This window comes from Streptosporangium sp. G11, from assembly GCF_051192615.1.
Taxonomy (GTDB): domain Bacteria; phylum Actinomycetota; class Actinomycetes; order Streptosporangiales; family Streptosporangiaceae; genus Streptosporangium.
Map to the genome: position 1 here is coordinate 1 of NZ_JBPJUQ010000095.1, position 24818 is coordinate 24818.

Here is a 24818-nt window from a genome sequence, read left to right on the forward strand (position 1 = left end):
CTTCGGGGCCCTCGCGAACAGGAGCTTCGGCACTGCCTCACCGCCCATCAACGACCTACTGGGCCCTGATCGTACGTTTAATCTTGCCGCTCAAAAAGGAACGAAGCACTAGATCATGAGGGCGATGCCGTTGTCGGCGAGTTCTTCGGGGGTGAATACCGCGCTGGTGTCGTCGGCCAGCTCGGCGCTGTAGCCGATCTCGTAGCGGTTGGCGGGGGCTTTGACCTCGGTGACCTCGATGGGGTGGCCGTTGGCGTGGGCCATGGTGCGGCGGATGATGAGGGGTGGCCTGCGGCAACCGACGGGCCTCGGTCTGCCCTTCCTGCTCACGCGTCTACCAGGGCGACACCTTCCAGCTGATCCGGGCGGGCCTGTCCGGCGGCAAGGGCACCCCGGAAACCGTCAGCGCGCACCCTCGCGCGTTCGTCACCCTGACGGCTCCCTCATTCGGACCGGTGCACACCCGCGCGAGAAAAACGGCGCGCTGCGGGCCTGCCGTCCCCGTAACCGCAACACCACCTGTGACCACGGGCGGCCGGTCGGCTGCCACACCCGCCACGAGATCGGAGACGAACGACTCGGCCAACCCATCTGCGCCGAGTGCTACGACTACACCGGGGCGGTGCTGTGGCAGGCACGCGGGCGCCCTGTGGCACCGCTTCACGTTGGGGATGCGGCGCACCCTGGCCGGTGAGGCGGGCATGACCCGGACGGCGTTCGCCAAACAGGTCCGGGTTTCCTTCGCCAAGGTGGCGGAGTACCAGCGGCGCGGCCTGGTGCACTTTCACGCGGTGATCCGCCTGGACGGCCCCGAGGGCAGCACCGACGTTCCTCCCTCCTGGGCTGATCACAACCTGCTCGTGCGGGCGATTGCTCCGGCCGTGCGACGGGTCACCGTCCGTACCCCTGCCAGCGGGCTCGGTCGGTGGGACCTGACGTGGGGTGATCAGCTCGACATCCGGCCCATCGTCGTCGACCAGGGCGCGGACGGGCTGAGTGAGAGGGCGGTGGCCTCCTACATCGCCAAGCTCGCGCTGCCTCGTCGCTGCGTCGAAGCCCTCCGGGAGCACCGGACCCAACAGGCCAGGGAACGGGAGACGGCAGGCGCGAGGTGGAAGGAGAACAATCTCGTCTTCGCCTCCCTCGTCGGCACTCCCCTGGACTCCCACAACGTACGGCGGGCGTTCCGGAAGATCGTGAAGGACGCCGGGCTGCCCGCCAAGGACTGGACGCCTCGGGAGATGCGGCACAGCCTCGTCTCGCTGCTGTCCGACTCCGGCGTACCCCTGGAGGACATCGCCCGCCTCGTCGGCCACAGCGGGACCGCCGTGACAGAGGCGGTCTACCGGAAGCAGATCCGCCCGGTCCTGCTCGGCGGGGCGGAGGCGATGGACCGGATCTTCAGGTGACGGGAGCCGTAGTCACTCAGTTGGTCACCCAGAACGAGGAAAGGGTGCCTCCCTTTCGGGTGACACCCTTGCCGACCAGCTAAAACCTGGTCGGGACGACAGGATTTGAACCTGCGACCCCTTGACCCCCAGTGACCTAACGGGCGTCTATGAGGTCTGATCGTTCCGTTCAGTGCAGGTCAGGGCTTCGGTTTCATCTGATGTGTCCACATGATCCGACCCGTCTGGGCGGGTCTGTGAGACGAGTGTGAGACGCGATACCCCGGCGAGTTCACATCAGGTGCGTGTCGAGATGCGCCTGTACGGGCTCGAAGAACGGGAACGGTACCCGCTCGGCGACCCCGGCCCGGTCGCACCACGCGACGGCGTCGAGCTCTTCCGGGTCCGCGACGTACGCCGTACCGGTGACGACCTCGCACACAACGTAGATCATGAGACGGCCCGTGGTCGGATGGGTTCGCTCACCCAAGTTCTTGACGGCGGCAACCTCCACGCCGGTCTCCTCCCGGGCCTCCCGTACGGCCGCCTGCTCTCCGGACTCCCCCGGCTCGACCTGGCCGCCGGGCAGTGCCCATGACAGGTCGCCCTCTCGTACAGCCCGACGGATCAGCAGGACCCGGCCGTCATCGACGATGACCGCGACCGCGACCGCTGGCCGCTCGTCAGGGGCGCGCATCCGGGATCTCCTCAAGGGCGTGCAGGATCGGCGGGAACAGCTGCTCGGCGGGGATGAAGCGGGTGAGGGACGCGACGGGCGCCCAGATCACCGACACGTGCTCGTCGGCGTCCCGGTTCGTGGCGTCCCCGGCGAGGAAGTCGCACAGGTAGTACTCGCAGTGGACGCCGGTCACGGGGTGGAGGCGTTCGCCGAGGACTGCGCGGACCGCGCAATGGATGCCGGTCTCGGCGAGGGTTTCGCGGACGGCGGCGAGCTCGGCGGCGGCTCCAGGCTTGACGACCCCGGCGGGGAAAGACCACGACAGGCCGGAGGTCTCGGCGTCGCGTCGACAGACGAGCAGGACATGCCCCGGCTTGGTGACGACGGCGATGGCGACGGTGAGCGCCCGCCCCTGGCCGGCGTCCTGCGGCGGGACCGGGTTGAGGTAGTGGGCGAAGCGAGCGCGGGCCGCCACCGGGGCGCGCTCGTGGGCGGTGTCGAGGGCGCGCTGCAGGTCCGGCCGCAGGATCATGGCTGGTCGCGCGTGCCAGGAGGCGACCGTCCGCCGGGCCACGCCGAGCTGTCCGGCGAACTCCTCTTGAGACAGGCGCAGCGCGGCCTGCAGTGCGCACGCGTGGCGCCCGGTCCATTCGGCTACAACGTCCACGTTCGCCTCCCTGAGGGGCGTCGGGCGGGCTGTACCAGCGATGCACTGGCGGTGCTGTGAGTGCGCCGGGGGTGCACCGCGGGTGCATCGTCCCGACGCCGGGCCGCGGCTTGACTACGTAGAGACATGAACCCTCGCAGTGCCTTGGAGTGCCATGCGATCCGCCAAGGATCTACATGCGCGATCAGTTCGCCTTGCCGTCGCGGATCTGCGCCACGTACTCGCGGGTGTAGTTCGACGCCTTCGCCACCTTCGCCAACCAGCCCCTGACCTGGGGTTGGCCGCGATTCTCGTGGAAGGCGTCGTGAATCTCGGCGAAGAGTTCGGTGCGCTTGGCGTCGAGTTCCTTGCGCAGGGTGTGGATGCGCTCGAGGCGCTCGTCGTCGGTGGGCATGGGGACATGGTCTCACGGATCGCTTGGCCAAGAAAGTTCGCCAAGTCTCTTGTGTTGAGCCTCTACGGTGTGAGCATAATTGGCCAAGAAAGTTCGCCAAGTCAGCTCACTGAAAAGGGTTCTTGTGATCGCCAGCATCGGCACCCAGGTCACGACCCGCGAGATTGCGACCGCCCACGGCGTCTCGCTGCGCACCGCGCAGCGCTGGGCCAAGGCCGGGAAGCTCCCCGCGGTGAAGACCGGCGGCCGGTGGGTCATCACCCTCGCCGCCGCGGACCTGGGCGACTTCAAGCCCGTCCAGCAGGCCAAGGCGATCGAGGCGATCGAGCAGGGCGCGATCCTGCCGACCAGCCGCCCCCACCTCTACCGCGCGGTCAGCAGCGACGGCACCACGGTTTACCTGGCCTCACCGGACGGGTGCTCATGCCCGGCCGGGGTCAAGGGCCGCCGCTGCTACCACGTCGGCGCGGTCCGGATCCTGCTCGCCGCCCGCACCGCCCGCCGCGCAGCCTGACCCGCTCCACCCGCACAACACAATGCGAGCCCGCCCGGTGTTCTCAGCACCGGACGGGCCCTTGATCCCACCCCTGAACCACCAGAGGAGAGACCCATGGGTCACCCTAACTCGACCACCGCCACGCTCCCCCTGAACCTGCAGACCCGCACCACCGGCACCGTCCACGCCCCCGCCGACGGCGCCCCCCTCTGCCCGGCCCGCGCCCGCACCTCCGCCCAGGGCGCCGCGTACGTCGAGACCAGCGACCCGATCACCTGCCGGTCCTGCTTGAAGCGGCAGGCCGCCGCCGACCAGCTGGCCGCCCGTGAGACCGGGGTGCGCGGCACCGTCCGCACCGCCGAGGGCGTGCAGGTGCGCGTCTACCCCGGCGAGGACATCGCCGACATGCTCGACACCCTCACCGCCGTCCAGCAGCGGGCGGGCCTCGAGGTCGACGCGGTCGCGGTGTCCCGCACCCCGGGCGGCGACTGGGAGCCCGTCGCCCCCGCCGACGCTGAGCCGCCCGCCGAAGGGTGTGCGCCCTGGTGCGCCGAGCACGACGACTGCACCGGCGGCGGCCGTTACCCCGCCGACCCGCCGAACGGCACCTGCTGGGCGCCGACCCTGCCCACCCCCGGCGGCCGGTACGGCGGGGACGGCAGCGTCTGCCTCACCCACGACAGCGAGGACGGCACCCTCATTCAGATCATCACCGGCCACGACACGCTGCTGACGGTCGAGGAGGCCGAGCGGTTCGCCGAGGCGATCCTCGCGCAGACCCGGCTCGCCCGCACCACGGTTCCCGCCAGCCCGGCACCGATGCTGCTGGCCGACGTCGAGGGCGGATGCCCGAACCCGGGCTGCCGCATCTGCAAGCCCGCTGACCACTGAAACGGCGCCGGGCCGGTGCTAGGAACACCGGCCCGGCGCCTCAACCCATCACCTGCCTGAACAGGAGACAAGCCGTGAGGCACAACCTATCCACCCCGCCGGGGTGCGCAATCCCGTGGTGCCAGGTTCACCACGAACCCGGCCAGGCCACGCTGTCGCACACCGCCGAATTCGTCTTCACCGGGGTGCGCATCCTCTGGGTGCAGCCGCAGATGGACGGCGTCTTGTCCGACCCGTCCGTCCGGGTGATCCACGCCCTGGCCGACGGCCCGGACCGCACCATCGAGTTCCGCACCACGAGCCTCGCCGCCGACGTCGGCGACCTGTTCAGCGTCGTCCGCACCGAGGAACTCGCCGACATCTGCGCCTGCCTGACCGCGGCGTATGAGCAGACGGGGGACGGCTCATGACCTGCCCCACCTGGTGCCAGCAGCGGCACGACGACGGCCCGGCCATCAGTCACCGCCTCGACTTCAAGCCGTTCCCCGGCGCCACCGCCGACGAGTCCGCGCACCCGGGCACGGTCCAGGCTTCCCTGATCCAGGGCGAGACCGGCGGGCAGCTCGACGAGCCGCTGGTGCGCATCGTCTTCACCTCGACCGGCCGAGACCGGGTGTGGGAGATCCCGCCCTCGGACGCCGCCGACATCGGCGACCTCATCACCGCGTTGATCGGCGACCGCCGCACCGACTTCACCACCACCCTGATCGGCCTGTTCTGGCTGGCCGGGGCGGGCCTCGACCAGACCACGAACGTCCAGACCCCCAGGAGCCAGGCATGACCGCGACGTACACCCGTATCCTCGGCGGCGGCCCGATCGAGCTGCCGATCAGCCCGTGCCCGGCCTGGTGCGACATGGCCCGGCCCGGCTTCGACCACAGCCCCAACCACAGCCACCTCGTGACCTGGATCGCGGACGGCGACGGCGAGGGCGCGGCCAAGATGGCGGCTGAGGTGGCGGTCGTCCAGCAGCCCGGCCGGGCGCCGATGGTGTGGCTGTCGGCGGCCTTGTTCCCCGTCGAGCTCGTCAACGGCCAGATCATCGAGCTCGCGCCGCGGGAGGCTGTCATTCTCGGCCGGACGTTGATCGGCGTGCACGGCACCTCCTGCATCGGCCGGGCCCTCATCGAAGCGGCCGAGCTGATCGTGCCGGGCGCCGAGCAGGCCGTCGACGTTGAGGCGGGTGTGGCATGAGCGCCGTCCAGCAGCTCGACCGGCCTGCGGCCCTCGCCGTCCCCGCCGCCATCCTGGCCATGCCCAACGGGGAGTGGGCCATGGCCCTGTACGCCTCCGACATGCCGACCCGCCGCGGCGACCACACGGCCGAGCAGATCGCCGCGTGGATCGTGCAGGGCGTCGAGCGCCTGGGCGGCGAGGTCGCCGTGTGGCAGCGCTCGCAGGAGTTCGCCAAGGCCCTCGACATCCGCGACCAGGCCAAGCGGTCCGCGGCGTGGAAGCGACTGTTCCCCAAGCCTCGCCGTGAGGATCGGGCGCGGGGTCTCGCGTACGGGTTGAGCCTCGATCTGCGGCAGGCGGGCGTGCAGCGCCGGTTCCCCATGGTGCTCGTGGACCACGGCACCGACGAGATCGGGCAGCACTGGGCATCGGAGGTTCCCGCCCGGGACGTGGAGATGTACGAGCGTGCCACGGGCGAAGCCGTGCCGCTGTACCAGCTCGACGGGCCGCGCGCGGTGACCGTGCTGGTGTCGGGGAGGGCGGCATGAGCGCCCTGGAGATCCTGCACATGCCGACCCCTCTGGCCGAGCGTCAGCGGCAGGCAGACGAGCACCGGGCCGTGTGCCGGAGTGCGGCCGGCGGCCCCGGGTGCGCGCCGTGGTGCGTCTTCCATGACGCCCCGGTGTGCTACTCGACGCCCGCCGGTCCGGGGTCCGATGAGGTCACGCTGACCCGTGACCCGGTGTACGGCGACCTCTTCGCGTGGTGGGGGCAGGAAGAGGCGTCGCTGGACGACGCCGAGCAGTTCGCCCGGAAGATCCTCGCCCTGGTGGCTCAGGCCCGCGCGGGGAGGACAGCATGAGCACGCTGTCTTCAACCGTGGGCGAGTCCGCCCCGCCGGTGATCCCGCCGGGCGTGGCGGAGCTCGCCAGTGCCCTGGTGCGCGCCGCGCACGCCCCGGCCGTGCTCGTCACCATCGACCCCACGATGGAAGACGGCGGCCTGTCTCACGGCGTCGACTGCGACTCGGTGCCGCGCGTGATCCTGGGCGCCGAGCTGCTGGACGACGAGATGCGGCTGTACGGCGTGCTCGCCCACGAGGTCGCCCACCACGCTCTACGTCACGGCCATGGCGCCATCCGCCGGTGGGAAGCCGCCTCGCCGGTCGCCGCCGGCCTCGCTGTGGCCGCCATCATCGTCGGCATGCCGGTCTGGGTGACCGCCGCGGCAGCCGTCGCCGCGATCGCCGCGCGCCTGGTCTCCTCCCGGGAGGAGCGGCGCGAGGAGTACGAGGCCGACAGCCACTCGGTGCGGCTGCTGGACGCGGTCGGCTTGGACGGCCACGCCATCGTCACCGCGACCCTGGCCGCTCTCTCGCAGGAGTCGCGCTGGTACCGGCTGGCCGGGTGGATCGTCGGAACCCACCCCACCCCGGACGCGCGCCGTCACGCCATCCAGGCACGCCGTACCACCGGGGGCTCGAGGTGAGCCGCCGTCACCGCCCGGGGTGTCTGCGACGGGAACGGGGCCTCGCCCTGAAACGTCGGCTGGCCATGCGCGACGGCGGCGCCCGCTGCTTCTACTGCCGGATCACGTTCGCCGACCTGGCCGCGGCGACGTTCGACCACTACGTGCCGTACCGGCTGTGGCGGCGCAACCTGCCGCGCAACCTCGTGCTGGCGTGCGGTCCGTGCAACAACGCGAAGGCCGACGTCCTGCCGTGGCCGCTGGTGTGGCTGCTGCTCGCGGCGGCCCGCCCCGCCGTCGAGCGGCCCGGCGTCCTGCTCGCAGCCTGAAGGAGGATCATGCTTTTCGACATGAACGGCGTCAGCTACCTCGACGAGTTCCCATTCGAGGACAGCGGCTTACTCAGCGTGTGGTTGGTGCGCGACCCAGGCGGGCGCCTGATGGTGGAAATCCAGCACGGCGAGCACGGCGAGCGCTTCCACCGGGTGCCGATCGCGACCGACGCGACGGTGGCCAGCTTCCAGGACATGGCTTGCAGGGTGTCGCAGACGGGCGTCTACCCCGACTGATCCGCACCACTTTGGAACGCCCTTCCCCGACTGATCCGGGGGAGGGTGTTCCGTGTTGCGCCGGTTCCCGGCAGGGCCGACCCGTCGCAGGGTCACCCTCGGCCGACCTGCCCAGACCACCTCGCCGGGGTGGTCTGGCGACCGGCCAGCGCGGCGCCGAGGGTGTCCGCGATCGCACGGGGAAGTGACCGGCCGCGGCACGCTGGCCGTCGGCCGACCGTACATCGAGCCGTGCACCGGACCGCCCGGTAGACCGGCCCGGGAGGGTGGTCCGGCGGTCATGGCATCGGCCCGGCCGCGGTCACTTCCGATGACCGGGACGGGGTCGACTCTGTGAACAGTCGCCCCCGACTCGTCACGGAGTCGGGGGTAGCGGTCCGCTACCTGATCCGCCGTATCGGGCCGGTCTGCCCTGGTCGAGGCGGGTGGTCGTTTCTTCGCCGTTTCCCGACTCGTTTCCCGATTGGGAAACGGGAGCGGGAACGCCTCGAGGCGCCAGGGCGACCGCGACGGACCCCTTTCCCGCCGGGTGTACCGGGGGTGTACTGGCCCGTACTGAGGGTGTACTGATCTTGGACGTTTGCCCTGTACTGAGGCCGTACCGGGGTCGTACTGAGGGTGTACCGGCCCGGTCACCGAACGGTCGTCGACGAGCTGGTGGATACAGGGGTGGTCGCGACCGATCCGCGACCGGTCGGCGACCGCGAACCGGCCGTCGAGCAGGACCAACGACGCTCGGCGCGCAGCCGACTTCTCCGCGGGCCGAGGCCGCGCTGATCGCTCGGCTCGACCGGGCCGCGGCGCGCGACCGGTCGCGGGAGTGGACGCGACCACCCTGCCGGTCGCGACCGGTCGCGGTTCTCAGAAGACCTCTGTCTGGCCGAGCCATCCCGAAGGTCTGTCGCGCGGTCCGGGGCGTGCGACCCTCCTCCGTGGTGCCTTCGGCGACCACCGGTTGTGGGGGGTCGTGGGGGTGCGCGAGGTGGGGGGTCCAGAGCTCCCAGGGGTCCGAAACGGGGGTGTCTGTGGCCCCCCACGACCCCCACGACCCCCCACGGGAGGACCGTTGTCGCAGGTCGGAGGGGTGTGGGGGTACCACGGGAGACCCGTGTGGGGTTCGTGGTACCCCCACGTGGGGGTCTGCTGTCCGGGTGAGCCGAGGCCCCCGCGACCGGTCGGAGAGGCCTCCGAGGGGGGTTTCTGAACCCCCCGGACACCCGGACACCCCAGCCGGGCGAGCAGGTCAGAGGGTGTCCGGGGCGGACGTCCGGGGGGGTGTCCGGGTCCGACGTCGGACCCGGACGTCCGGGTCTCCGAGGCCCAGCAGCTCGACCGGGTCGCGGCGCCGGCAGACCCTCCGCCCCTCGAAACCGGCCCCGGAACGGGGGTGTGCGGAGTGCCCGCGACCCGCGACTTTCCACCGTTCCCCCAGGCCGGACAGGTCGCGGCGAGGGTCGCGGTCCGCGACCTTGGCGAGGTGCCGCGACCTCGACCGGCGGGCCGCCCTCGGAGTTCCGCGCGGGGTGTCACGCCTGGCGGTTCGTGTCGGCATGTCCGCTGTCACGGGAGGTGTCACAAGGGGGTGTCACGGGGCCCCGACCTGTAGTTCTCCACCTGTCACGCTGGCCGTGACACCCCAGCCCCTGTCACGGGCGCTGCTCCGCGATCGGGGCGTGCCACTTCGTCGGAGGTTGATCTTGTTCGGACGGCTTCCTCGCGGCCATCTTCCGGGCACCGAATCCGGGGGCGGCCCCCGACCAGGGGCGGGGGCGCTAGGGCGCGAGGCGGCTGCTCAGAGCGCCGTGGAGCTCCCCACGGTGCCGCTAGGCCACGCGGCTGAGGCGCTAGACCTCGCGGCTTCCTCGCGGGCGTACGGCTGTGCGTGGGCTCCACTCCCTCGAGGCCCGCCGGTGGGACCTGTCGACGATGGACAACGCCGGCACCACGGTCGCCCAGCTGCTGGAGTCTCAGTGGGAGATCGACACCAAGGGCCGCAGCAAGGTCGAGCCGAAGGAGGACATCATCGAGCGCCTCGGCCGAAGCCCCGATAACGCAGACGCACTTCTACTGGCATTTTTTGCTCTAAACGGCGCCACCACGAATTATCTTGATTATCTGTTGTCTCGGCATCCTTAGCGCTTTTGGAAACAGGCCTTCTTCGCCAGTCTTGAATTTCCGCTATGGTGGTATTGACAACGCCGCCAGCCTTCGCGGCGTCATCTTGAGTTTTGATGAATAGGCCAGTGAGCGACGCATCTACAAGCCGACTCTTTAGACGCTGCTTGAACTCTCGATCCTCATCGTCATCCGCAATGTCCCTAACGAACGGTGCCGCTTCGATGGATGCCGCAAATAGCAGCTCTTGAATTTCCTCGTATTTTCCTGCGCCAATCGCGATGAGCAGTTTAGTGAGTGCGTCAACAAGGCGCTGCGCGTTCTCTTGCCTCCTGTTCTCCAGGTAGACAGCTTCCGACTCTTGGCGATCTTCCTCGCGAATCCTGCGATCCCTGTTCATGATCTTGTATGCGACCCACATCGCAGCTATTGCGCCGAGCGCGGCACCGCCGAAGTCGCTTAGGAGGACGCCTTTAACGGCGTATTCCAGCAACCCTTCGTCCGGTGGCGTGATGGTGATCTTCGGCGTGGGGAACGCGGTGGGGACGATGACGGTCTGCGTCACGGTCACCGTGGGGGCCGGAACAGGCGTCGGGGTGAGGGCAAGCACCTGGGAGAACTTACTCCAAGTGACCACATATCACCGGCATTTCGGGCGTAAGGGGGTGCGGTGAGTTGTCGTTGGCCTCTGGCTCTCGATGATCGCCGAGGCGTAGCGGTAGCGGCGTAGCGACCCCCGACACGGACCCCAGCCCCAGGTTCCCGTCTTCCCCGCCGGCAGCCGCTACGCGCTACAGAGCCCCGTCCGCGCACGTCATCGCGTAGCGGCTGCCGTAGCGGCTGTGCTACCCGTAGCGGGGCCGCCGCTACATCGGTGAGTTATACGTTCCGCCCCCGCGCCAGAAAGACGCTCTCACGGGCTCTCAGAGGCTTGGAGCTAACCGGAGCTAACCGGCTAACTCGCCTAACTTTCCGCAGGTCATCGCCACGATCGGGCGACCTAACCCGGCGGTTACTTAAGTAACCCGGTTGGGCCCACCAAACCCACCCAGCTAACTCCCCGAAAAGGGTAGCGGCGCCTGGCGGAGGTCGCGGCCCGCTACCTCCGCCGCTACCTATTTGAGCTGCGGGAACGGCCGAAGGTAGCGGGTAGCGGCAAGGTTGGCGGCCCCCGAAAACGGTCCGCGCGGGCCTGTCGAGGGGGCGCCGACGCCGCCCGGGATGAGGTGGTGGTGCTGGCCGCCGACCTGGCGCGCAGCCGGTAGCCGGAGGCGAGGAAGCCCCAACCCGGCGAGGTTGGGGCTCTGGCGGATCGCTGATGGTAGGCCAATCAGCCGTCCGTCAGCCCCAGCCCGCCGACTTTGCCGTCACGCACGTCGGAAAGCGCCTGGAGATATCCGGCTTCGATCGCGCGCTGGACGATATTGGCGATTTCCTCCGGCATGTCCATCCAGCCGCCCCACGCCGAGCACATGTTCGCGGCCGCTTCTTGAGCCTCGCGCACGTCTCCAGGATCAGGGCGAGGGGCGGGACTCAGGACGTTGACCGACCGTTCCCACTCGGTTAGGTCGCTCGCCGTGTAAGCCGCCTCAGCCATGTTCCCCACCCTCTCGCTGCTGGCGGTACCACTCGCGGAAGTCGTCTGGCCACGCTTCCAAACGCCCCTGACTGGGCTGGTAGCGCACGTACAGGCGCCAGCTGGTGGCCTGAAGGTCGTTGAGCCAGTGCCGGCCAGCAAGTTCGTATGGCGTGATGTCCGTGTGCCGGCCGATGTAGTCGTGCATGGCGGGGGTGTCTTTGCCGAAGAACATCAGCAGGTACTTGGCGAGATTCTCGATCTCGGCGGGTGAGGGGGCAGGCTTGCGGAGGATCGGGATCTTCGGCACGAGCTTTCCGAGGAGGTACCCGGTTCGGCTTTCACCTGGGAAGTCTTTCCAGAAGTATTGATCGTCAGGGCCGGGCAGGAAGCTGAGGAGGTTGGCGAGGTGCTGTACGTCAGGATCGGTGGGTGTCGTCACACCGTCATCGTGATCGCGTGATGGGGGATTGCAACGAGCCGCCGGGAAACGGCCGCAACCGGCCAGCGCCAGACCCGCCGCGCGGGGGATGCCGGCTTGCTGGGCCCTGCGGGAGGGTCATTCGGTTGAGGTGGTTGGCAGGGGAGGGGCGGGCTCCGGTGGGGCGTCGTCTTGGGAGCGCACGGCGAACGCTGCTCCTACGAGGGCTGCGATGGCGACGACGGCGAGCAGGATTTTGCCGCCCCGCATGTGAGGGCGAACCTTGACAACCTTCCCGCTGCGAAGCGTCCGGTCGTATCCGCCTACACGGTGTCTCTTCCTTTTCGCCATCACCTGACAGTAGATTTCACTCCCAGTGACGCCTTGTGGCGCGAGAGTGCTGATGGAGTCGCGTGTGAGGGGTTGTTCCCGCCCGCCCCGGCGACTGTTCGAAGCGTCCGGCCCGTGTTAGCCCGCCCCCGCGGGTACCGTGACATCATGAGCGCCCAGCCCATCGGAGACCCGCAAACCATCCTGCGGGCCCTACCAGAGCGGGAGCGGCCGGAGTTTCTGCGCCAGTACCGCCAGGCCCTCGAAGCGGCCCGCGACGACGTCGCCCGCTACCGGGATCTGGGGCAGCTACTGCACCGGTGGAGTCTGATTGTGGTGGTCGCGAACCGGCCCGGCTACTACGAGGCCATCGAGGCGGCGAGAACCGGCCCGGGTGTGCCGTTGGGGGAGGCGGTGCGCGCCGAGCTGGCCCGCCGCCGGTGACGTTCCGCCCTGACCTGTAACCCCTGACACGTGGCCCCCCGCGAGGGTGCCATCCCATCCGCGCCCCCAGACCACAGCCCGGATGATCGACACCGAGGCGTACCTGCACCAGGATTCGAACCTGGGACCTCCGCATTATGAGTGCGGCGCTCTCACCGACTGAGCTATGCAGGCGTGCAGGGAGACGGAGTCAAACCGCCACAGCCGAAGCGTCCGGGTTACAACCGAGTGAGCTCACCACGTGCTCAGTCCCTGCGTGTTGAGGCGAGACTACCGAGCGAGCCTCGGTGATCTCACCTGGTTTTCGCGCGTCAGACATGTCCAGCCCCGGCCAGGATCACGGGGACGCATTGACGGTACAGATGGAGCAATGAAGCATCCGCCATACCGGCAATTCCAGGCAACCTGGAGGCAATCATGAAGATCACGTTTCTCGGCAAAGACCCGGAATCCAGGGAAAGCGACTGCCCCTCCCTCTACGACACCGACCGCCACACCTACCTCGTTCAGGGGTGGAAGATCACCATCGACGATTCGGCAGCGATCGTCGGCCACTTCGACGCCGACGGCCGACCCGCCGGACGGGAGCTGATCAAAGACCCGGACATCGTGTCCGGGTGCGTCCGGGCGCGGGACCTGCTGTGGGGTCTGGCGATCCCGCACGCCGACTACAAGCCGGTCATGGCCTGACCGGTGTCCGGCCACGTTCAGCAGGCCCGCCAAGGGCTCGGCGCCCGTCTCAGGGAGATCCGCAAGGACGCGCGGCTTTCAGGACGGGCGCTCGCCACTTTGGCCGGGTGGCATCCATCGAAGGTCACCCGCATCGAGCTGGGCGTCCGCAACGCCTCCGAAGAGACCTGCGGGTGTGGTGTCGTTGTTGTGGTGCTAATAGCCAGCTCGCCGATCTGATCGCCACGGTGCGCGGAATCGAGTCGGCCTACGTTGAATGGCGGCGTCAGCTGCGCACAGGCCTGCGCCGCCAGCAGGAGACCTCGATCCCGCTGTATGAGCAGACCCGCCGATTTCGGATTTACCAGCCTTTCATTCCTCCCGCTCTGCTTCAGACGGCGGGCTACGCCGCAGAGATGATGCGCTCGCGGCGCGTCTTCTTGGGCCTGCCGGACGATGTCGACGAGGCCGTCGAGGCACGCATGAACCGTCAGCGGGTGCTCTACAGCGGAGACCGGCGCTTCCTCATCGTCTTGGAGGAGCAGGCGCTACGGACGCGGATCGTCAGCCAGGACGCGATGGCCGGGCAGCTCGACCGGTTATTGGCCACGATGGATCTTCAGCGGGTCAGCGTCGGCATCATTCCAGCCGGCGGCGCCCGGTCGCCGAGCGCGTTCGGCGAGGGTTTCGTGATTTTCGATGATGCCATGGTGCGGGTGGAGACCACCAGCGCAGAACTGACTATCACCCAGCCTGCGGAAATTGCCCTGTACGGCCGCACGTTCACCGAGATGCAGAGCGCAGCCGTCTACGGGGCCGCCGCCAGGGGGTTGATCGCGGCGGCAGTCGCGGCAATTTGAGGCAACTTCGTTGAGGTGCCGCCCCAGGCGTTCGTACCGTCCCGCCTATGGCTGACTTCCTCCTTGAGCCTGAGTTCCTCGACACCCCTCCCGTCGAGCCCCGAGACTGGCGTACTGGGCACCCGGATGACCCGCACATCACAATCGGGGTCGGCGCCTCACCTCTGGTCGCATGGCGAGAAGCGTGGGCGTCATGACAGCCGAGCTCCGATCCGGCCTTTGCAGAGCCTGCAACTGGCCGATCAGCCGACCCTGGTCGCTCTACCTCGGTTACTACTGGGGCGCCGAAGTGCAGGAGAACTACCTGTGGATGCCTGCAGCTGCCTGCGTCGCCAACCGGGGAGTGCTTGGCTACGGCCCTCACACCCCACCTGTCCGTCGATAGCTTCCGTCCCTGCGCGGATACTCCGGTGGTAGGTCTCTGCTGGGGGCCGGGACGGAACAGCGGCGGTCTCGGATCGGAGGGCCCGAGGCCGTCGCTCCCCATCCCGCTTCTAATCGCGGAATGATCCGTCCGCCCGACGTAGATGCCTGCTCAACAGATGCTTACAGGTTGGGCAATGCCGCATGAACCCACGTTTCACCATGAAAGCGATGCCGACGGTGCCGAAGTACAGGAGCCCAACCATCCAGCTCTGTCCTATGCGGGCAACGGTCGGCTTGGTGCAGGTTCTGCAGTCTCGACAACTCACTGTTCCCTCATCACTCTGGTAGGCAATCACCTGTCTTATGCATCGATAGGTAGGTCCGATCCGTAACGGGAAAACAAGGATCAGTTAGGCGCCCGCACGGAACGGCAGGGGGTAGCCGGGGTCCTTCAGAAGTCCCCCTGCCTCTCCGTCGAACTGCTCGGCGAAGCGCTGGCCATCCAGACACACCGGGCGCGAACCAGCCACACCTTCTACCTCCCGGCCCCCGCGGGCGGTGGTGCGCAACCAGGGGCCGCCTGCGAGGGTTGAGCACGGCCGGGGCGGCGTCTCAGGGACGAGATGTCCACTGGACACTGCCGCAGATGGTGCCTCCGTCTTGACTCGTCCTCAGGCGGGGGCGCCACCATTTCGTCAGACCGCATACGCACATGCGTTGGAACGCGGAGACCCTCCGTAAGTTTTAGCTGACGAGGCGTCATGCTTATAACTGGAGCGATGACCCCGCCTCCCGACCGATGGATCATCAAGGACGAACTGGCCGAGCACTTCGGTCTCAGCTCGGTGCACGGCTTCCACCGCAAGACCGCGTCCGACACGTGGCCAACCACAAGGTGCTCGGTGCCGGCGCGAAGAGACTCCCCCGTCGAGGCAACGCCGCGGTGGGCAAGCCTCCGCACCGCCACTGGAAAACGCCGAGTTCGCCAACCTGGGCCCCATAGCGATCGGCAACCGCAGGGGGTCGGACTCAACATGACCGTGGCCAGCATGCTCTCCACGATCATCGTCGAGCGGGTGGCGTCGTAGTGGCCGCCTACCAGGTTGACCGCGAATGGGTTGCCGCCTGGGTTGCTCGCACCCGCGCCGAGCAGGGCCTGCCGCCCGTCATCGAAGACCGCGCCGCGCTCGCCACCATCGCGGCCCTGGTCCGCCCGTACCTGGTCGAAAAGGGCTACCTGCGCCCCGACGGCACCCCCGCCCCCAGAACCCGCCGAACGGAGGCAGCGAGTGCTCATCGCCTTGACCAAGGTGAGGGTGGCGCGGCGCCTCGGTGTTGCGATCCGCGACCTGTTCGGCCTCTGGGAGATCACAGTGTGACCAGGGAAACAGTCAGAGCCTTGGCCGTCTCCGAGGAGGAGGCCGAGCAGGCAGTACGCGCGAGCGAGACGAGGGGCATGCCTCTAGCCGAGTTGCTCGCGCTCCCGGCAGCGGTCGACCTCGTCACCGCAGGCCGCGCCTGGGGGTTCGGTCGCACCAAGAGCCACGAACTAGCCCGCGCCGGAGAGTTTCCCTGCCCGGTGCGGCGAATAGGCAACACCTATCGGGTCACCCGGGCTGACCTCCTGCGGAGCCTCGGCATTGACCCACTACAAGTGCTCGAGATCCCGCAAATCTCCGCACCCGGATCTTCCGGCGTCGAAGCGGTAGCTTGATCTCCCGGCGATCCCGGGCCTGCTTCTGCCATGGGATGCCGTGGCACCCGTCCTCGGGGCGGCACAGCGGCGGGCCCGCGCTCCGGTAGCCTGATCTCTGCGTTCTTGTCGTTCAGCGGCCTAGGATCGGGGCATCCCTTCGGGGAGCCCCAGACGCCGGTTCGAATCCGGCCGAGAACACGGAGCCCTCTTCGTTCTTCGGGACGAGCGGGGGCTCTGTTCGTGTTAGCCCACTGGTCAGTTCTCACGGTCGGCGACATACCTTCCGCGCTGTACGTACGCCGCCATGACATCAACACCATTTGGACCGGCAGAACCCACCCCCGCCGCCCCGGTGGTTCCCGTCGGAGTCGTTGAAGTTCAGATCCACATCACCATCTCCGGTAGAGCTGGACGTCTCCCCCGGGTTGTAGCCGAAGATCAGCTTGATCTTCTGGCCGAACCTCAACGGCTTCCCCGGCTTCGGAGACTGCCTGAGCACCCGTTTCACCCCCTCAGGCACGCGAGAGGTCTGCTCCATGTCGATCGTCACCGTTTCCTGGATCGGCTCGAACAGCCCTGTCGCCTTCTTCTGCGACCAGCCGACGACCTTCGGCATCTTTTTCTTGTACTTCCGGTAGAAGGCCCATTCCTCGCTGGTCACGAACCGCACGGCGACCTCACCGCCCGACTGGACGGGTGCGCCGGCCTTCGGCTCCATCCGGTAGACGAAGCACTCGCTCTTGACGCTGCAGTAGCTGTCCCCACCGATACCGGCCTGGGACAGCTGCAGGCCGCGCGCCTCAACGTCGTTCTTTGCTGCTACGAGCGTCTTGCCGACCAGGTTAGGCAACGGTCCCAGCGCGGCGAGCTGCGCCGCTTTCACTGATTCCTCGTCGGTGCCGAACATCTTTTTGACGAGCTGCGTGCAGCCGCCCACGATCAAGAGGACGACGATTATGGGTGCCAAGAGGTTCATGGAGGATTTGCGTGCCATGCGCTCACGGTAAAGAGCCCGTGTGGTCTGAGTGACGGTCGTTATGGGAACTACACCAGGGAATGCCCGAATCACAATTAGTGATGATCGCTTTCTTGGCTTCGGGATGCGCCGGATCCTCTACTGCGACCGACCTGTCACGGCAACGACCTACGAACTAATCAATCCAGCAGGACTTACGCATATGGGTTGTTTATAGATGTATCGGACATAGCCGAATGAGAGCAGGAACTACTCGGTGGCCAACTTGCCGCTCGACGAATGGGCTGACCGCGCGACTCCTCGCATGATGAAGGCCCTGCACCGTAGCCTGAGGTTGTCGACGCCTCAGAAACCGTGCAGAGCCTGATCAGGACGGTAACACGATGGACCTTCGTCCGGACATGACCATCGGCGAGAACGTCCGCGCCGCCCGCCGCGCCAGAGGCATCAGCCTGGAGGCGCTCGCCGGACTCGTCGGCCGGTCCAAAGGGTGGCTCAGCAAAATCGAGAACGGCCGGGTCCGGCTGGAGCGCCGCTCGGACATCGCGGCGCTCGCCGAGGCGCTCCAGGTGTCCGCGGACTTCCTGCTCGGCGGGCCCGCTCCCGAGGTTCGGCCGGAGCGACGTCACTACAACCTCGTGCCGCTGCAGCGGATCCTCATGGACGCAGCCCCCGACGACCCGCCGGACATCCCGGCCCGGCCCGTCGAACTCCTGCGCGCTGACCTGGACCAGGCGGACATGGCCCTGCGGCATGGCGACTACGCGACCATGGCCCGGTTGCTGCCCGCGCTGATCGGTGAGCTATACGTCCACGCAGCAGCCAGCGACGAGCCCGCCCGAAGCGAGGCGCTGAAACTGCTCGTGCTGGCTTGCGGGTCCGACGGGGCGTGCATGCTGCGTCATCTGGGCGAGACGAACCTGGCCTACATCAGCGGCGAGCGCGGGCAGCAGGCAGCCGACCTCCTCGGCGATCCGGTCTGGCGAGGAGCCGCAGCCTATGGTCGGGCACACGCCCGCAGTTCAGCGAACAAACCGAAACCGCTCATGATCGCCCCCCGGATCGCCGACGAGGTAGAGCCGCACATTGGCGACGACCCGTTCGCCCACCAGGTACACGGGATGCTGCGGCTGAGCGCCGCTCTCTCCTGTGAGATCCAGGGCGACCACCGCGGCGCCGACGACCAGGCGCGAGAAGCCGCCCGGCTCGCCGAACCGCTGGGCGACGCCTCCGACGCCTTCGAGCTGTTCGGCATCGCCAACGTGGGCGTGTGGCGCACATCCCTTGCCGTCGAAGCTGGCCAGCCGGGCAACGCCCTGGAGTACGCGAAGAACGTCAACCCGCGGGCGCTGGCGTCGGACAACCGGCGGGCCGCCCTGCACGTGGAGAAGGCGCGGGCCCACTCGATGCTCGACCGCGGCGCCGACGCCGTGCAGGAGTTGAAGAAGGCCGAGAGGCTTTCGCCGACGCAGGTGCACAACCATCCGCTGATCCGCGAGCTGGTCGCGGCCATGCTCGACCGGGTGGGGGGCCGTGATCTGCGCGGCCTGGCGTGGCGCATGAACCTGATCTGACAAGGGTTTCCGAACGGAAACAACACGCCTGTCACCCAGACCTACCGTGTCCGTCACGCCACCGAACGTGACACGACTGCGGGAGGTCAAGGACCATGCTGGACGCTCAATCGCATGACCGCCCGGTCCCGCCGCTCCTGCTGACCGACGGCCAGGCCCACGCCCTCCTGCTGCATCTCGGCCGCGCGTTCCCGCCGTGGCGCGTCTGGCGGGCCGCCGACACCTGGTACGCGACCGGCCCGTGCCAGATCCCGGAGTGTGTCTGCTCCCGGACCCTGCACGCCCCCGGGCCGACCGACCTGTGCCAGCAGCTCGACAAGATGGAACAGGCCGGGCGGGCGCAGCGAGGAGACGGCGCTCTGACAAACGAGGCGGCGTTTCTCCTCGGCGAAGCCCAGTTCTCCGACGAGTCCGCGCAACTGGCTGACCGACAGCTTGAGGCGCTGCGGCAGGAGTTCCCTGGCTGGGACATCACCTGTGTGGCCGACCTGTCCACCCCGGTCTGGCACGCCGTTCTCCGCACTGCGCCGACCGGCCAGCAGAAGGCAGCCGGTGTGCTGGCCGAGCTCATGCGGTTCTCCGCAGAGGCGCTCGCGACTGCGTTGGCCACTCAGGTGGAGCGGATACACCGGGCGCGGGCCAGCCACACCTTCACTTCCTGAACTCCCCGCGGACGGTAGTGCGCACACCAGGGGCCGCCTGCGGGGTTTGAGCGCGGCCGGACTGCCCCGAAATCAGGGGCGCGAGGGCCGGTCGCGAGGATGGTGCCCCTGCCCTCGTCCACCTGCGGGGGCGCCACCCTCCAACAGATAACTACTCTCCGTTGCCATATCCCTACTAAGGAGTCACCGTGAATCCCCTGACCGAGATTCTCCTCACCCGATTCGCCGAAACCCCTCTACGGATCGGCACCCGCACCTCCACTATGGCCAAGATCCAAACCAGTCACGTCGCCGAACTGATTACCCAGCTCGCACCCGGTGTGCCCATCGAGATCGTGCCCACTCAAGTCAGCGCCGACCTCTGGCCCGGCGACCTCGCCGAGATCGGCGGCAAAGGCGCGTTCAGCAAGGAAATCGATCGTGCCCTGATCAGCGGCCGGATCGACATGGCCGTCCACTGCATCAAAGACGTCCCCGGCGACGTACCCCTCGCCGAAGGAACCGCGTTCGGCGCCTACCTGCCACGCGACGACGTCCACGACATCGTGGTCACCCGCGACGGCGTCCCCCTGGCCGATCTGCCCGCCGGATCACTGATCGGCACCAGCTCCGTGCGCCGCCGCGCCCAGCTCAGCATCCACCGGCCCGACCTGCGCACCGAACGCATCCGCGGCAACGTCGACACCCGCCTGGCCAAACTCGACGAAGACGGCAGCAAGTACGCCGCGCTGCTCCTCGCCCGCACCAGCCTGCTCCGCCTCGGCCTGCTGGACCGCCACCACGAGATCCTGCCCCTGGAGTTCCACACCGCCGACGAAAACGTGGTGTCCATGGTGCCGCCCGTGGGCGCCGGCGTCGTCGGCATTCAAGCCCGCAGCAGCGACGCCCCCGTCATGCGGGTTCTGGACGAGCTCAACCATCCGGCGACCGCCCGCCACATCCTCGCCGAGCGGACCATGCTGCACATGCTGTTCGGCCACTGCAACAGCCCCATCGCCGGGCATGCCTCAACCACCGCCGACGGGAAGATGAGCATGTTCGGCATGGTGTTCAACCGTGACGGCAGCGCGTTCGTCCGCTCCCATGCCTGGGGAGATCACTCAGATCCGGCCACCCTTGGCGCCCGTGTCGCTGCCGACCTGCTCCATCAGGGCGCCCGCAACCTGATCACCGCCACCCGAAAATGATCGGCCCAGACCTACGGCCCGTCCCCGCAGACGGCCCGTATGGCTGCGCTGTCACCGCCCACCTTCTCGCCCTCGACGAGGTGGGCCGGTGGCTCACCCTGCGGACTACCCGCGATCGCACCCGCTGGCAGCTTCCCGGCGGGCGCACCCGCCGCGGCGAGAGCCCGGCCGCCGCAGCGACCCGCGAAGCCCGCGAGGAAACCGGCCTGAGCCTGCCCGCCGAACGCCTCATCACCGTCGCCTGGATACCGGCCAGCAGCGCCGAGCGCCGCGATCGGCTCGCGTTTGTCTTCGCCACCCGCACCCTGCGACTCCAGGACCATGCCGCGATCACCTTGCAGACCAGCGAGGTAGACGACTGGCAGCTCAGCCCCGCGCAGTACGCCACCCGCCAGCTTCACCCGCTGATCGCCGAACGACTCACCGAGGCGGGGCTGCACGGCCCAGGCCACTACATCGACCAAGATTCCGCCTCGATACGCGAACGAGCAGTAATGCCGTGATGATCGTGGACTTCCTCGCCTCGACCGACCCGACTCGGTTCCTGGTTCCCGGGCGAGAGTAAGCCGCGGCCGGGCGGCGCCTCAGGGACGGGGCGCTTGTCGAACAGTCGGCCGCGAACGGCGCCCCTGCCTTGACTCGTCCTCAGGCAGGGGCGCCGCCGTTTCGTCAGCCCTCATACGCATATGCGAGGGAATGCGGAGACACTCCTCAAACTTGGCTGGCGAGGCGTTGTGTCTCTAACTGGAGTAATGCCTTCTCCTTCTGACCAATGGCTCACCAAAGACGAACTGGCCGAACGCTTCGGCCTTGACTCGGTGCACGGCATCCACCGCAACACCGCGTCCGGCGACTGGCCGGCCCACAAGGTGCTCGGCAAGCTGCGCTTCTCCCCCGAAGACGTGGCCGAGATCGAGCGGCTGATCACCCACCCCGCCACCCTGCGCCGGCGCGAAGCCACACCGCCGCCCCCGCCGCCGAGGCAGCGCCGCACCCGGCAGACGTCCGCGTCGCCGCTGCGAGGAACCGGGTTCGCAGACCTGACGCCCCGCCCGCTCCGCGACCGCCGGGGGTCAGACTCAACATGACCGTGACCAGGCCCGGCATCTGCCGGACAGCTGAGGAGTGCTTTCGGGCTGGCTGGGACGACGGCGCAAACGACCCGCCGCTTACTCCCGCTCAGCGGACCCGCCTCGCAGCCCTGCTCGGCCCGTACATCCGTGCCTCGACCGCCGCGAAGGCCGCCGAGGTGGCGGAGGACGTGGTGTGAGCCCTACCTTCTGACCAGCAAAAGCCCCCGCCAGTCTCGGCGAGGGCTTTTGCAGAACGGCGCTATCGATTCATCGTCTCATCGACAGGCGCTGCCGCAGGTTGCTAGCCGCTTCGGGGACGTCTCCAACATCAAGAAGATCGGAGTACGTCTCTAACAATTTGAGCTGGGGCTCGATGAACTCGCGAGCTTCCTCAGGTGCAGAGTCAGGTACGTGGTACATGGCGACAAACCGATCAACGTCGTGTTGGCGGATCACGTTCTCGATCCGGTACAGCAACTCGTTAACCGTTTGGACATTGGCCTGTCGTTTCGACATCGACAGCGGCACCCGCTCCATGATGGTGGTAGCCCCGTTCGTGTACCGATAGTCGAACTGCACTGTCGTCTGGGCATGTTTCCGAGTCCCTGACACCTCTACGGGGAAAGCAGGCGAGCGCTCAACCTTTTTTTCGATCTCGGCGACCTTGAAAACCTCTTTTACCAGGCTTTTTAGGTCCCGTGACGTGGCCTGCACTAGCGGCCGAGGTTTGTCGCCGACGAGGCTCTGGAACAGGTCCTCAAGCACCGAACGAGGATCGTCGAACTCTCGTTCGTAGGTTCCGCCCTCCTCGACGTAGAAGTTGTCGAAGGCCCGCCGCCGGCTCAACGAGTCCAGCACCGTCTGCCACGACCCCTCGGTGGCGTGGTGCATGAAGTAGTGAACCCATGCCCTATATGTCCGTATTTCGGGCACCAGCTGGCATGCCAGCTGGTCATTCAGATCGCCAGACGCGGAGTCCTGGCCGTAGAAGCGCGCCCACCCCGCCCCTCGATCAAGGAAGACGACCCCCACGTTGCGGGGCTCACGCCGATAGAGGTCGGGCATGTACTTGACGACGAACCACGGACTCGACATCAGCTCTCACCTGCCTCACTCGCTCCATCGATCATTGGCCATGCACGGACGCTCTTAAACAGGACCTGACTGCTTCCAAGGTATTCCAGCAAACGGCCTTTGCGGAATGCCAGAAAGCTGACCATTTCGTCACGCTCTGGAGCCGTGATCAGGCCGAACCGGAAGACCTTCGCTGCTGCATCGCTGATCAACGAGGTCGGTACGGCCGCCACACGCGCCGCCCAGTCGTGGGCATGCTCAACTGTGGAGATGTCTCTGACGAGACAGTGCCCGTCCAGGCACGGTTGATTCTTGGCGTTGTGCAGTTCCTGTACAGCGCGCCCTGGAGTACAGCCGAGAAGCGCCGTGTCATGATCGAATATCGCCCCGCCCTCGTCAGGGCTGTAGACCAGGTTCCCCTCGTGCCGGTCGATACCGTTCCGAACCCACATATCGAACATGATCACCCCCATGCAGAACTTCGGGTCCTGCTGCACCAACTCGGAGGCGATCACGGGTGGAAGGCTGACCCCTTCGGGCTTGAACATCATGCAGACGTAGCCGATCCGGCCATCAGCAAGCTCCACAAGCTCACCTGGGGGGACAGGAAGTCCTACGGCGTAGGCGAGCCTTGCTGTGACGTATTCGTTGGCCACAGCGTAGGGGCGGTCGTCGTTGTTCAACTTGACCGCGGTCTCGATGCGCGCCAACAGTGCGTCGCCAGTTGCGTCAGGGAGCGGCCCCCGGATGGACTCGATGACGAAGTATCCGGGCGACATGCGCTTGGGGCGAGGCAGGTCACGCACCTCCTCGTGTGGCGAACGTCATGGCCTTAGTACAGCGGAAATTGCCGTGCTGCCGTTACACCTTTGCGTAACGGCCGTACCCGCGTGGCGCGCGATACCAGGCGCCCTACCCCGCATGATCTCCTCCGCTTCCTCCTCGGCCCCACCCGCGGCGAGGAGGAGTCGGGCGCGAGCGGCATCGCGGTCGAGACGGGTCAAGGCACGGAGAGCGGCAGCGAGTTCAGGGTCCATGCCGCTCATGCTGGCCCCGGCCGCTGATCGTCCGCAGGCAGACGCGACGAAGGCCCCGCCCCATGAGCAGGACAGGGCCTTCACGTCGTGCGCCTACAAGCAGTTCTTGTAGGCAACCCGGGAACTGTTGTACGGGCAGGAGTCGACGAGCTTGCCGGACGGGTTATGGACGTACCCCGTGTCCGACGTCTGGTTCCAGATGTAGGAGAACGTCCCCTCACCGCCGCGGCCCCAGTAGCGGTTGGTGGCGGTGTTCGAGCCCCGGCCGGTCCGCACCGTGACGACCTTCCCCGCGCCGAGAACGAACGGGCTGAACGTATAGACGTGGTCCGATCGGTTCGTCTTGTCGCGGAGCGTCCACCCTCGGAGGTTGATCGCTCGCCCGGTGGTGTTTCGGATCTGCGCCCACTCGCCGTTCAGGCTGGCATTCGCGCCGTTGTCCGGCGAACCGGGCGAGTTGTAGTAGATCTTCACGAGCTGGACCGCGGGCAGCGCGGTGGCCTGCGCCGGAACGACGGGGACGAGAGCCACAGCCGAGAGTGCGGCGGCAGACAGGGCCAGGGGGATGGAACGCACCAATGAGTCCTCAAGGTGGAAGGAACAGGGCAGAGATGAGACGGCTGGCCTGAGTGCGCGGTTGGCCGGTGAACATCGTTCTGTTGGGCTCCCGGCGTCCCCGTGTGAGCGGAGGGCCAGTTCTCCGACGGAGGCGCCAAAAGCAAGAAACCTCTCCGGTAGTTCATAACGACCAGCCACGATGGCCCATGTGACTCTTGCTCAGCTCACCACCACTGATACAGCGCTGATCGGTACAGGCGCGACAGCACTGATCGCTTTCTTGGGATGGGTCGGGGTCGTGCGTGCCCGACGCCGGGAACGGCGCACTCGACTCACCGAGATGTCTCATCAGTTCTTGGTGGCAGTAGGCACCTATCGAGGCACAGTGGCCGCACAGGTCGCGTCCGAGATGCGGTGTAAAAGAGAACGAGCGTAGGTTGCCGTGCTGAACCGACCAAAGTTCGCACTACGCA

Annotated in this window: 34 protein-coding genes and 3 tRNA genes; 24 read left to right on the plus strand and 13 right to left on the minus strand. The window is 67.6% G+C overall.

Translation table 11 applies throughout. From position 1 onward, the window contains the following. Positions 1-108 precede the first annotated feature (108 nt). Positions 109-264, minus strand: coding sequence for a hypothetical protein (locus ACSDR0_RS43330; protein WP_435294802.1), 156 nt, complete (start codon positions 262-264; stop codon positions 109-111). 13 nt (positions 265-277) lie between these two features. On the opposite strand from ACSDR0_RS43330, the gene ACSDR0_RS43335 reads away from it, so the two are divergent. Beyond that, positions 278-694, plus strand: coding sequence for a replication initiator (locus ACSDR0_RS43335; protein WP_435294835.1), 417 nt, complete (start codon positions 278-280; stop codon positions 692-694). Further along, on the plus strand, positions 666-1409 hold the full coding sequence (locus tag ACSDR0_RS43340) for a replication initiator (protein WP_435294803.1): 744 nt from the start codon (positions 666-668) through the stop codon (positions 1407-1409). Before ACSDR0_RS43335 ends, ACSDR0_RS43340 begins: the two co-directional genes overlap by 29 nt. Before the next feature lie 271 nt (positions 1410-1680). Here the strand turns inward: ACSDR0_RS43340 and ACSDR0_RS43345 are convergent, their stop codons facing one another. The 3 genes from ACSDR0_RS43345 to ACSDR0_RS43355 all read right to left on the minus strand — a co-directional run bounded on the left by ACSDR0_RS43345 (position 1681) and on the right by ACSDR0_RS43355 (position 3128). After that, a complete protein-coding gene (locus tag ACSDR0_RS43345; protein WP_435294804.1) occupies positions 1681-2085 on the minus strand; it encodes an NUDIX hydrolase in 405 nt (134 codons plus the stop codon). After that, positions 2072-2734, minus strand: a complete 663-nt coding sequence (locus ACSDR0_RS43350) for an NUDIX domain-containing protein (protein WP_435294805.1) — start codon at positions 2732-2734, stop codon at positions 2072-2074. The genes ACSDR0_RS43345 and ACSDR0_RS43350 overlap by 14 nt, the downstream gene beginning before the upstream one ends. Positions 2735-2918: 184 nt before the next feature. Next, the gene (locus ACSDR0_RS43355; RefSeq protein ID WP_435294806.1) at positions 2919-3128 is read right to left on the minus strand and encodes a hypothetical protein; all 210 of its coding nucleotides are present in this window, start codon (positions 3126-3128) and stop codon (positions 2919-2921) included. 124 nt (positions 3129-3252) lie between these two features. On the opposite strand from ACSDR0_RS43355, the gene ACSDR0_RS43360 reads away from it, so the two are divergent. From ACSDR0_RS43360 to ACSDR0_RS43405, 10 genes are all read left to right on the plus strand, one after another. Then, entirely contained in the window at positions 3253-3642 is a 390-nt protein-coding gene (locus tag ACSDR0_RS43360) for a helix-turn-helix domain-containing protein (RefSeq protein ID WP_435294807.1), read from the plus strand. A gap of 96 nt (positions 3643-3738) precedes the next feature. Beyond that, positions 3739-4515 carry a hypothetical protein gene (locus ACSDR0_RS43365; protein ID WP_435294808.1) on the plus strand — a complete coding sequence of 259 codons (777 nt, stop codon included), beginning with the start codon at positions 3739-3741 and terminating at the stop codon, positions 4513-4515. A 74-nt stretch (positions 4516-4589) separates the two neighbouring features. After that, the gene (locus ACSDR0_RS43370) at positions 4590-4925 is read left to right on the plus strand and encodes a hypothetical protein (RefSeq protein WP_435294809.1); all 336 of its coding nucleotides are present in this window, start codon (positions 4590-4592) and stop codon (positions 4923-4925) included. Beyond that, on the plus strand, positions 4922-5296 hold the full coding sequence (locus tag ACSDR0_RS43375) for a hypothetical protein (protein ID WP_435294810.1): 375 nt from the start codon (positions 4922-4924) through the stop codon (positions 5294-5296). Before ACSDR0_RS43370 ends, ACSDR0_RS43375 begins: the two co-directional genes overlap by 4 nt. After that, on the plus strand, positions 5293-5709 hold the full coding sequence (locus ACSDR0_RS43380; protein ID WP_435294811.1) for a hypothetical protein: 417 nt from the start codon (positions 5293-5295) through the stop codon (positions 5707-5709). Before ACSDR0_RS43375 ends, ACSDR0_RS43380 begins: the two co-directional genes overlap by 4 nt. Then, entirely contained in the window at positions 5706-6239 is a 534-nt protein-coding gene (locus tag ACSDR0_RS43385) for a hypothetical protein (protein WP_435294812.1), read from the plus strand. The genes ACSDR0_RS43380 and ACSDR0_RS43385 overlap by 4 nt, the downstream gene beginning before the upstream one ends. Beyond that, a complete protein-coding gene (locus ACSDR0_RS43390; protein WP_435294813.1) occupies positions 6236-6553 on the plus strand; it encodes a hypothetical protein in 318 nt (105 codons plus the stop codon). The genes ACSDR0_RS43385 and ACSDR0_RS43390 overlap by 4 nt, the downstream gene beginning before the upstream one ends. Next, a complete protein-coding gene (locus ACSDR0_RS43395) occupies positions 6550-7179 on the plus strand; it encodes a M48 family metalloprotease (RefSeq protein WP_435294814.1) in 630 nt (209 codons plus the stop codon). Before ACSDR0_RS43390 ends, ACSDR0_RS43395 begins: the two co-directional genes overlap by 4 nt. 65 nt (positions 7180-7244) lie before the next feature. Continuing rightward, on the plus strand, positions 7245-7487 hold the full coding sequence (locus ACSDR0_RS43400; protein WP_435294815.1) for an HNH endonuclease: 243 nt from the start codon (positions 7245-7247) through the stop codon (positions 7485-7487). Between the two features lie 9 nt (positions 7488-7496). Then, on the plus strand, positions 7497-7727 hold the full coding sequence (locus ACSDR0_RS43405; protein ID WP_435294816.1) for a hypothetical protein: 231 nt from the start codon (positions 7497-7499) through the stop codon (positions 7725-7727). A gap of 2020 nt (positions 7728-9747) precedes the next feature. Here the strand turns inward: ACSDR0_RS43405 and ACSDR0_RS43410 are convergent. The 3 genes from ACSDR0_RS43410 to ACSDR0_RS43420 form a co-directional block, all read right to left on the minus strand. Next, positions 9748-10452 carry a hypothetical protein gene (locus tag ACSDR0_RS43410; RefSeq protein WP_435294817.1) on the minus strand — a complete coding sequence of 235 codons (705 nt, stop codon included), beginning with the start codon at positions 10450-10452 and terminating at the stop codon, positions 9748-9750. A gap of 720 nt (positions 10453-11172) precedes the next feature. Further along, positions 11173-11346 (minus strand): hypothetical protein, encoded by a 174-nt coding sequence (locus ACSDR0_RS43415; RefSeq protein WP_435294818.1) that lies wholly within the window; start codon positions 11344-11346, stop codon positions 11173-11175. Positions 11347-11431: 85 nt separating this feature from the next. Further along, entirely contained in the window at positions 11432-11860 is a 429-nt protein-coding gene (locus tag ACSDR0_RS43420; RefSeq protein ID WP_435294819.1) for a hypothetical protein, read from the minus strand. Positions 11861-12337: 477 nt separating this feature from the next. Between ACSDR0_RS43420 and ACSDR0_RS43425 the strand changes: the two genes are divergently transcribed. Then, complete coding sequence (locus tag ACSDR0_RS43425; RefSeq protein ID WP_435294820.1) at positions 12338-12613, plus strand: DUF6247 family protein; 276 nt, start codon at positions 12338-12340, stop codon at positions 12611-12613. Between the two features lie 100 nt (positions 12614-12713). Here the strand turns inward: ACSDR0_RS43425 and ACSDR0_RS43430 are convergent. Both ACSDR0_RS43430 and ACSDR0_RS43435 read right to left on the minus strand, forming a co-directional pair. Beyond that, a tRNA-Met gene (locus ACSDR0_RS43430) sits at positions 12714-12787 on the minus strand. A 1-nt stretch (position 12788) separates the two neighbouring features. Continuing rightward, positions 12789-12869: transfer RNA gene (locus tag ACSDR0_RS43435), tRNA-Tyr, on the minus strand. Between the two features lie 161 nt (positions 12870-13030). Here ACSDR0_RS43435 and ACSDR0_RS43440 point away from each other — a divergent pair. The 5 genes from ACSDR0_RS43440 to ACSDR0_RS43460 all read left to right on the plus strand — a co-directional run bounded on the left by ACSDR0_RS43440 (position 13031) and on the right by ACSDR0_RS43460 (position 16402). Continuing rightward, entirely contained in the window at positions 13031-13303 is a 273-nt protein-coding gene (locus ACSDR0_RS43440) for a DUF6879 family protein (RefSeq protein ID WP_435294821.1), read from the plus strand. 3 nt (positions 13304-13306) lie between these two features. Further along, positions 13307-13522: a helix-turn-helix domain-containing protein gene (locus tag ACSDR0_RS43445; protein WP_435294822.1), complete on the plus strand. Its 216-nt coding sequence runs from the start codon at positions 13307-13309 to the stop codon at positions 13520-13522. An 8-nt stretch (positions 13523-13530) separates the two neighbouring features. Continuing rightward, the gene (locus ACSDR0_RS43450) at positions 13531-14142 is read left to right on the plus strand and encodes a DUF5753 domain-containing protein (protein ID WP_435294823.1); all 612 of its coding nucleotides are present in this window, start codon (positions 13531-13533) and stop codon (positions 14140-14142) included. Positions 14143-15883: 1741 nt separating this feature from the next. Continuing rightward, the gene (locus tag ACSDR0_RS43455; protein ID WP_435294824.1) at positions 15884-16222 is read left to right on the plus strand and encodes a hypothetical protein; all 339 of its coding nucleotides are present in this window, start codon (positions 15884-15886) and stop codon (positions 16220-16222) included. A 101-nt stretch (positions 16223-16323) separates the two neighbouring features. Continuing rightward, positions 16324-16402: transfer RNA gene (locus ACSDR0_RS43460), tRNA-OTHER, on the plus strand. A 112-nt stretch (positions 16403-16514) separates the two neighbouring features. On the opposite strand, the gene ACSDR0_RS43465 is transcribed toward ACSDR0_RS43460, so the two are convergent. Continuing rightward, entirely contained in the window at positions 16515-17198 is a 684-nt protein-coding gene (locus ACSDR0_RS43465; RefSeq protein ID WP_435294825.1) for a PASTA domain-containing protein, read from the minus strand. Between the two features lie 365 nt (positions 17199-17563). Between ACSDR0_RS43465 and ACSDR0_RS43470 the strand changes: the two genes are divergently transcribed. From ACSDR0_RS43470 to ACSDR0_RS43495, 6 genes are all read left to right on the plus strand, one after another. Next, entirely contained in the window at positions 17564-18754 is a 1191-nt protein-coding gene (locus ACSDR0_RS43470) for a helix-turn-helix domain-containing protein (protein WP_435294826.1), read from the plus strand. A gap of 95 nt (positions 18755-18849) precedes the next feature. Then, positions 18850-19416, plus strand: a complete 567-nt coding sequence (locus tag ACSDR0_RS43475; RefSeq protein ID WP_435294827.1) for a hypothetical protein — start codon at positions 18850-18852, stop codon at positions 19414-19416. Between the two features lie 188 nt (positions 19417-19604). Next, complete coding sequence (gene hemC / locus ACSDR0_RS43480) at positions 19605-20603, plus strand: hydroxymethylbilane synthase (RefSeq protein WP_435294828.1); 999 nt, start codon at positions 19605-19607, stop codon at positions 20601-20603. Continuing rightward, complete coding sequence (locus ACSDR0_RS43485; protein WP_435294829.1) at positions 20600-21106, plus strand: NUDIX domain-containing protein; 507 nt, start codon at positions 20600-20602, stop codon at positions 21104-21106. The genes hemC and ACSDR0_RS43485 overlap by 4 nt, the downstream gene beginning before the upstream one ends. A gap of 249 nt (positions 21107-21355) precedes the next feature. Beyond that, on the plus strand, positions 21356-21691 hold the full coding sequence (locus ACSDR0_RS43490) for a helix-turn-helix domain-containing protein (protein ID WP_435294830.1): 336 nt from the start codon (positions 21356-21358) through the stop codon (positions 21689-21691). Beyond that, positions 21688-21873: a hypothetical protein gene (locus ACSDR0_RS43495; protein ID WP_435294831.1), complete on the plus strand. Its 186-nt coding sequence runs from the start codon at positions 21688-21690 to the stop codon at positions 21871-21873. Before ACSDR0_RS43490 ends, ACSDR0_RS43495 begins: the two co-directional genes overlap by 4 nt. A gap of 70 nt (positions 21874-21943) precedes the next feature. Here ACSDR0_RS43495 and ACSDR0_RS43500 read toward each other — a convergent pair whose 3' ends face one another. The 3 genes from ACSDR0_RS43500 to ACSDR0_RS43510 form a co-directional block, all read right to left on the minus strand. Next, positions 21944-22771 carry a hypothetical protein gene (locus ACSDR0_RS43500; protein ID WP_435294832.1) on the minus strand — a complete coding sequence of 276 codons (828 nt, stop codon included), beginning with the start codon at positions 22769-22771 and terminating at the stop codon, positions 21944-21946. Continuing rightward, positions 22771-23556, minus strand: a complete 786-nt coding sequence (locus tag ACSDR0_RS43505) for a hypothetical protein (protein ID WP_435294833.1) — start codon at positions 23554-23556, stop codon at positions 22771-22773. The genes ACSDR0_RS43500 and ACSDR0_RS43505 overlap by 1 nt, the downstream gene beginning before the upstream one ends. A gap of 324 nt (positions 23557-23880) precedes the next feature. Further along, positions 23881-24363 (minus strand): lamin tail domain-containing protein, encoded by a 483-nt coding sequence (locus tag ACSDR0_RS43510; protein WP_435294834.1) that lies wholly within the window; start codon positions 24361-24363, stop codon positions 23881-23883. Positions 24364-24818: the final 455 nt, after the last annotated feature.